This is a genomic window from Lactiplantibacillus pingfangensis, from assembly GCF_005404945.1.
GTDB classification, from domain to species: domain Bacteria; phylum Bacillota; class Bacilli; order Lactobacillales; family Lactobacillaceae; genus Lactiplantibacillus; species Lactiplantibacillus pingfangensis.
This window is the reverse complement of record NZ_BJDG01000052.1, coordinates 1-6,218: the sequence shown is the minus strand read 5'-3', so window position 1 is coordinate 6,218 and position 6,218 is coordinate 1. Positions and strand designations below refer to the sequence as shown.

General features: G+C 43.7%; 6 protein-coding genes. 5 read left to right on the top strand and 1 reads right to left on the bottom strand.

Going from position 1 to position 6,218, the window contains the following annotated elements:
• Positions 1-189: 189 nt before the first annotated feature.
• Positions 190-690 (bottom strand): antibiotic biosynthesis monooxygenase, encoded by a 501-nt coding sequence (locus FFM74_RS13420; RefSeq protein WP_137627124.1) that lies wholly within the window; start codon positions 688-690, stop codon positions 190-192.
• Between the two features lie 130 nt (positions 691-820).
• Between FFM74_RS13420 and FFM74_RS13415 the strand changes: the two genes are divergently transcribed.
• The 5 genes from FFM74_RS13415 to pepF form a co-directional block, all read left to right on the top strand.
• Positions 821-1,564 carry an MBL fold metallo-hydrolase gene (locus FFM74_RS13415; RefSeq protein ID WP_137627123.1) on the top strand — a complete coding sequence of 248 codons (744 nt, stop codon included), beginning with the start codon at positions 821-823 and terminating at the stop codon, positions 1,562-1,564.
• 266 nt (positions 1,565-1,830) lie between these two features.
• A complete protein-coding gene (spxA, locus tag FFM74_RS13410; protein ID WP_137627122.1) occupies positions 1,831-2,229 on the top strand; it encodes a transcriptional regulator SpxA in 399 nt (132 codons plus the stop codon).
• A gap of 141 nt (positions 2,230-2,370) precedes the next feature.
• Positions 2,371-3,099: an adaptor protein MecA gene (locus FFM74_RS13405; RefSeq protein ID WP_137627121.1), complete on the top strand. Its 729-nt coding sequence runs from the start codon at positions 2,371-2,373 to the stop codon at positions 3,097-3,099.
• 122 nt (positions 3,100-3,221) lie between these two features.
• Complete coding sequence (locus FFM74_RS13400; protein WP_223877254.1) at positions 3,222-4,301, top strand: competence protein CoiA; 1,080 nt, start codon at positions 3,222-3,224, stop codon at positions 4,299-4,301.
• A gap of 75 nt (positions 4,302-4,376) precedes the next feature.
• Positions 4,377-6,218: oligoendopeptidase F (gene pepF, locus FFM74_RS13395; RefSeq protein WP_137627119.1), on the top strand; the 1,842-nt coding region annotated here is incomplete at its 3' end.

The window sequence follows — 6,218 nt, the reverse complement described above, 5'->3', positions numbered from 1 at the left end:
GTACAGAAAGCGCCCAGCCACGGGGCGGCTGGGCGCTAATGATAGCTGATTACCAACAACAGTTGACAAAGAGCCTTATCTTAATTGATAGTTGCTTTTTTTGTGTGTAGTCATTGAAGACGACGCTGGTGTCAGTGGCCAACCAAAAAGGGCACTCAAGTCGATAATGATGACTGAGTGTCCTTCTTATTAGGATTTAAGTGAACGAACAAAGGCATAACGACTTTCATGATAATCAAAGTCGGGGGTTAAATATTTCGCAAACGGTTTGAATGACTCACTGCGCAACCAAACGGCATATTCAGAATCACTGTGCCAATTTGTGACAATGACGAAAGCCGCGTCATTTTTAGCTTCCCGAAGGACCCAAAAGTGCTTGAGACCATTCGGCTTTTCAAATTCAGCCCGAAAGGCGGTAAATTTAGAATTAAAAACCTTTTGTTCTTCAATCGGTAAGTCCATGAAAATGAAACTGGTCATCCCATGCCAGTCTTCGTTACCTTTAGCCAGTAAGACGTCATATGAAACTGGACTCGAGAAAACGGTCTTTTCACCGGAGAGGTCGAGTAACATGTATCGATCTTCGGTGGCATTGGCCTGCATTAAGAGTAAATCACGATCAGCGTGTTGTTGCTGAATCATGGTTAGAATTTTCCGCGTTCCAAATGTTGCTGAAATCTTTCCACTCATCAAATATCACTCCTTAATTATTACACTTATTATTATACGTGTTTTCGAAAATAATTGAAAACATGTTAGGTTAACGGTTTCAATTTTCCGACCGGCTACGTTAAAATAGACACAGAAAGGATTGATAATGATGAAATTAACCGTATTAGGCTATTACGGGGGTTATCCATACGATGGCGTCGGAACCAGCTCGTATCTTGTAACGTCCGGAAACTACCAGTTATTGCTAGACTGTGGTTCAGGGGCACTAAACGCTTTGGAAGAAATTTTGGATCCTTTACAATTAGATGCCGTATTGCTCACGCACTATCATCATGATCATACGGCCGATGTCGGCGTTTTACAGTATTATTGGCAATTACGCCAAGGAGAACGGAAAACGCCAATTCTGCCAATTTATGGGCATACTGAGGACCCGTTGAATTTTGGCGCACTGACATGGGCTGGTGCGACTGTCGGTCGAGCCTATCAACCAGATGAGGTCAATCAGATTGGGCCATTTGACGTCACATTTTTAAGAACAAAACATCCAGTTCCGGCATTTGCGGTTAAAATTGTTGAACGGGCAACTGGCGAGCAACTGACGTTCTCTGCAGACACGGCGGCCATTCCTGAACTGGCACCTTTTGCGACCGGATCACAGTTGTTGATGACCGATACAAACTTTGCTGCGGACAAGCAGGGCAAGCTTTGGCATATGACATCAGCACAATCAGGATTGATCGCAAAGGAAGCTCATGTGAAGCGCTTATTGCTAACGCATTTACCACAAGATGTTGATTTTGAACAATTGCGCCAAGAAGCACAGGCCGCTGCTGGGGCAGGTGTCAAGGTGATCGTTGCACAGAAATATTTACAATTAAATTTAGATTAACGTCTAAACCAAGCTGAGTCATTAGCTTGGTTTATTTTATTGTTTTAATAAGTGGAAACTAAATTGTACACTATACAGTCAGTGACGAAAGTTAAAGTGAAACCGTAATAAAAGTAATTAATCGGACAAAATAAAAGTATATGTCTATAATGTAGTTAAAAAATATTTATTATTTTTATGAAAACTATTCACAAAAAATGATAAAGCAGGTATAATAATATTTGTAATAAAGTTTTGTTGTTGGCGATGCAGAAGGAGGAGACTCAATGGTTACCTTATATACTTCACCAAGTTGTACTTCATGTCGAAAAGCTAAAGTTTGGCTACAGGCGCACGAGATTGAATTTACTGAACGAAATCTTTTTGCTGAACCACTCTCAATTGATGAGATTAAAGGAATTTTACAGATGACTGAAGATGGCACCGAAGAAATTATCTCAACCCGTTCCAAGGCCTTTCAACGGCTCCAATTGGATATTGACGATCTTTCTTTGACGCAACTTTACGACCTCATCAGTCGTGACCCAAGCTTATTACGGCGACCAATCTTATTAGATGAAAAACGGTTGCAAGTCGGTTATAACGAAGATGAGATTCGTCGCTTTTTACCACGCCGGATTCGGACGTTGGAATTACAACGTGCCCAGGCGATTGCGAACCTTTAAAATGAAGATGTTGTTAGCTCGTTGGCTTAGCTGATGAGCTAATTTTTTTATTTCAGATAGATTACTTTACAAAGCGCTGAAATAAGTTAGAATTGTGATAGTGATTATGGCCCTTGACACTTAGAAAGGGGTGGATCTGTAATGGAGATGGAACGAATCAATGATGATACGATTCGAGTTCTAATCGGCAACGATGATCTCAATGAACGCGGGATTCGCGTATTAGATTTACTAGGGAATCATAAGCAAATTGAAAGTTTCTTTTATAGTATTTTAGAAGAAGTTGATGTTGATCACCAATTTCAAGATAACGATGCCGTCACTTTCCAAGTTTTACCAAACCGGAATGGCTTAGAGTTATTTATTAGCAAAAATAGTGAAAGCTTGCAAGACACGATTACGAAGGCGACTCAGTCACCCGACCAATCCGGTGATCAAACGCAAGATGACGTTTCAGATTATTTGAAGCGAAAATTAATGCAAACAGATACAGATGGTAGCGACCAATCACAAGGTGTACAACATAATCAAACTAAAGATACGAATGATTTGGACCCTTATATTGAGGATCCTGAAACACCAACCAAAGAATTTGTGTTGGCGTTTGATAGCTTTGAAGATGTCATCGCCTTAGCTCAGATGTTTCGACCAGATGGGCTAGCGTCGAATTTATTTAAATATCGAGACAAGTATTACCTAGAGCTGGTCTTTTTTGTCGATCAATCGTCTGCAGGAGTCATTAAAGATGATATTGCTGTTGCGTTGGAATATGCGACTAAGACCAAGGTGACCTCAGATTTATTGTTAGAACATGGTGAAAAAATCATGTCTAACGCTGCACTAGAAACTGTCCGTCATTATTTTAAATAGCACGACCAAGAGAGCTAGAATCAACTATTCTAAGCTCTTTTTTTGTACAATTGATTAAATCGTACAAGTGGCAGTGGCCTCGTTTGCGTAATTGACCATCAAAGGGGATGGTTAGGTTGTTAATGGCAGAAGATGCGCGGCAGCAACTCATCATGGCTGACAGCGCTAAGCGACAGGTTAACTATTGGTGTCCAGGCTGCCATGCCCCGGTGCGGTTAAAGCATGGGACGGTGATGGTTGCTCATTTTGCCCATCAAGCTAATGAAGCTTGTGACACGTTCTCTGAAGGAGAGACGGCTGAACACTTATTAGGTAAGCAGCAATTGGCAGCGTGGTTTGCCGCGGCGGGATACACGGTCCAAATTGAAGCCCGCTTGCCGGAAATTCACCAACGGCCAGATGTCCTGGTTCGCCTAGGTGAGGGACAACCACTAGCTTTGGAATTCCAATGTTCACCGATTGCCCTTGAGCAGTTGACGCAACGAACACAAGGTTATCGTGATCATGGGTATCGGGTGTTGTGGTTATTAGGGTCGCCCTATCAACATCGGTTGCGGACTAATTCGAATGCCTTAAAATTTTTGCAATATTATGCGACCTGGGGCTGTTTTTTATGCTATTGGCTCACTCGAGAAAATGGGATCAAGTTGTTGTCAAATTTGATGACGATTGACGGGGAACCTTTAAGTTATCAGCACGAGCAGTGGTCGGCCAAGCAAATTTCAGTTTTGACGTTACTAGCCCATCGACCGGTTAAACTGGCGGAAATTCAAGTACCAGATCATTTCAGGCAATATCAACAACGATTACTACTCGGGCGACTGAGCCATCAAGCTGGCATTGTGAGTCTGCAAACCGCGTGTTATCAGCAAGGTGGCACGCTAGCACAATTGCCAAGTTGGGTGTTCATAACAGTCGCCAAGATACCAATTTTAAAAACGACTTATTTAAACTGGTATTTGGCAATCTTTTTGGCCTTACGGGGGGCGTCGCGACGATTGGGTCAGCAGGAGTTGCGGTTAGTGATTTTAAAAACGCTTCAGCCTCGTTTAGCAATCCGTCCCTGTTTACGATCAGCAAGGCACTTGAAGCAAACGTTGGTGGACACGGTCATTAGTGAGCTAATCACGGCGGCGGTCATTGTGCCGCAAGCGGCCGGCTGGCAATTGCAAGCGAGCCAATTAGCTTGGCGAAAAGGCTAATCCAGAACTTGCGTCACGCATTAAAAAAATTATGTGTTACGCTTGATGATATCAACTTAATTGGAGGGACTCATAATGGGGACAACAAAACAGCTGCCAACCCGCGCAGCCGTCCCAGTGTCACTGACCTGGGATTTGACGCCGATTTATGCCACGACCGCGGCATATGAAGCGGATGTGACTAAAATAAAAGAGACACTAACTACAGTTACGGCACTCAAAACTAATTTTAATGATTCTGCGACAACCGTCTTGACTGGTATTCAGGCGGTCCTGGAGTTGTATCGCCGTTTGGAAAAGGTTGCAGTCTATGCCAGCTTGAAGAGCGACCAAGATACCGGTAACAACACTAATCAGGCACTGGACGATCAAGCTAGTAGTTTGACGGCCGAAGTTTCCGCAGCCACTGCTTGGTTGGAACCGGCTGTTTTGCAGCTGAGCTCGGCCAAATTAGATCAATTTTTGGATGAAAATGTCAACTTACGTGATTATCGACATTTTTTAGACACAATTCGCCTGCAAAAAGGCCATGTGTTGAGCGAGACTGAGGAAGCGTTACTTGCTGGCGCCGGGGATATTTTTGATGCCTCCGCGAAAACGTTCGGTGTGTTGAACAATGCCGACTTCGAGTTTCCCACGGTCCATGATGAGCAAGGTAATGCGGTAAAACTCTCACAAGGGGTTTATGGGGTATTATTGGCGTCAGTTAAACCAGCCGTTCGGCGGGAAGCATTTACCGCGCTATATCAAGTTTATTCACAGTTTCGGCGAACGCTAGCCTCAACTTTAGCGAGTCAAGTTAAGGTTCACAATTTTGAGGCCCAAGTCCATCATTATCCAGATGCTAGAACCGCAGCGTTGGCGGCAAATCAGATTCCAACGACCGTTTACGATTCTTTGGTGACGGCAGTGGATAATCATTTGGCGCTCTTGCATCGTTATGTTGCCCTGAGACAGCGCATTTTGAATGTGGATGACTTGCATATGTACGATATGTACACACCATTAACGGGAAAACCAGCCTTGAGCTATACTTATGAACAGGCACAAGAAACCGTGCTTAAAGCGCTCAAAGTCCTCGGACCCGACTATCTGAAACACGTCAAAATGGCCTTTGAGTCCCGTTGGATTGATGTGGTCGAGAATCAAGGTAAACGAAGTGGGGCTTATTCTTCCGGAATGTATGACACAGCGCCATACATGTTGTTGAATTGGCAAGACAATATTGATAATTTATACACATTGGTGCATGAAATGGGTCATAGTATGCACTCTTATGAGACAACCCACCATCAGCCTTATCAATATGGTGATTATTCGATTTTTGTTGCTGAGATTGCCTCAACGACCAATGAGAATTTGTTGACGAATTACTTGTTAGCCACTGAAACCGATCCCCAGATTCGGGCCTATGTCTTAAATTATTATTTAGATGGGTTTAAAGGCACGGTCTATCGTCAGACCCAATTTGCGGAATTTGAACAGTGGCTGCATGAACAAGATGCCGCCGGGGAGTCGCTGACCGCCGACCGGTTATCAGAACATTATCTGGCGTTAAACCAACGCTACTATGGTGATACAGTCATTAGTGACCCTCAGATTGCCGACGAGTGGGCGCGGATTCCACATTTTTATTATAATTATTATGTTTATCAGTATGCGACTGGTTTTGCGGCAGCGTCGACATTAGCAGAGCGGATCTCGACCAAGCAACCGGATGCTGTCAAAGATTATTTAGGCTATTTACGGGCAGGATCATCGGCGTTTCCTATTGATGTCATGCGCAATGCCGGCGTGGACATGACAAAAACGACTTATTTAGATGCCGCTTTTGACTTATTCGGCTCTTTGTCAACTGTTGTTGGTAATCAGCTATCATTAGCGCCCAGCCGCCCCGTGGCTGGGCGCTTTCTGTAC

Coding starts and splice junctions, on each gene's coding strand:
- FFM74_RS13420 (WP_137627124.1), bottom strand. CDS start 690: ATGAGTGGAAAGATTTCAGCAACATTTGGAACGCGGAAAATTCTAACC.
- FFM74_RS13415 (WP_137627123.1), top strand. CDS start 821: ATGAAATTAACCGTATTAGGCTATTACGGGGGTTATCCATACGATGGC.
- spxA (WP_137627122.1), top strand. CDS start 1,831: ATGGTTACCTTATATACTTCACCAAGTTGTACTTCATGTCGAAAAGCT.
- FFM74_RS13405 (WP_137627121.1), top strand. CDS start 2,371: ATGGAGATGGAACGAATCAATGATGATACGATTCGAGTTCTAATCGGC.
- FFM74_RS13400 (WP_223877254.1), top strand. CDS start 3,222: ATGGCAGAAGATGCGCGGCAGCAACTCATCATGGCTGACAGCGCTAAG.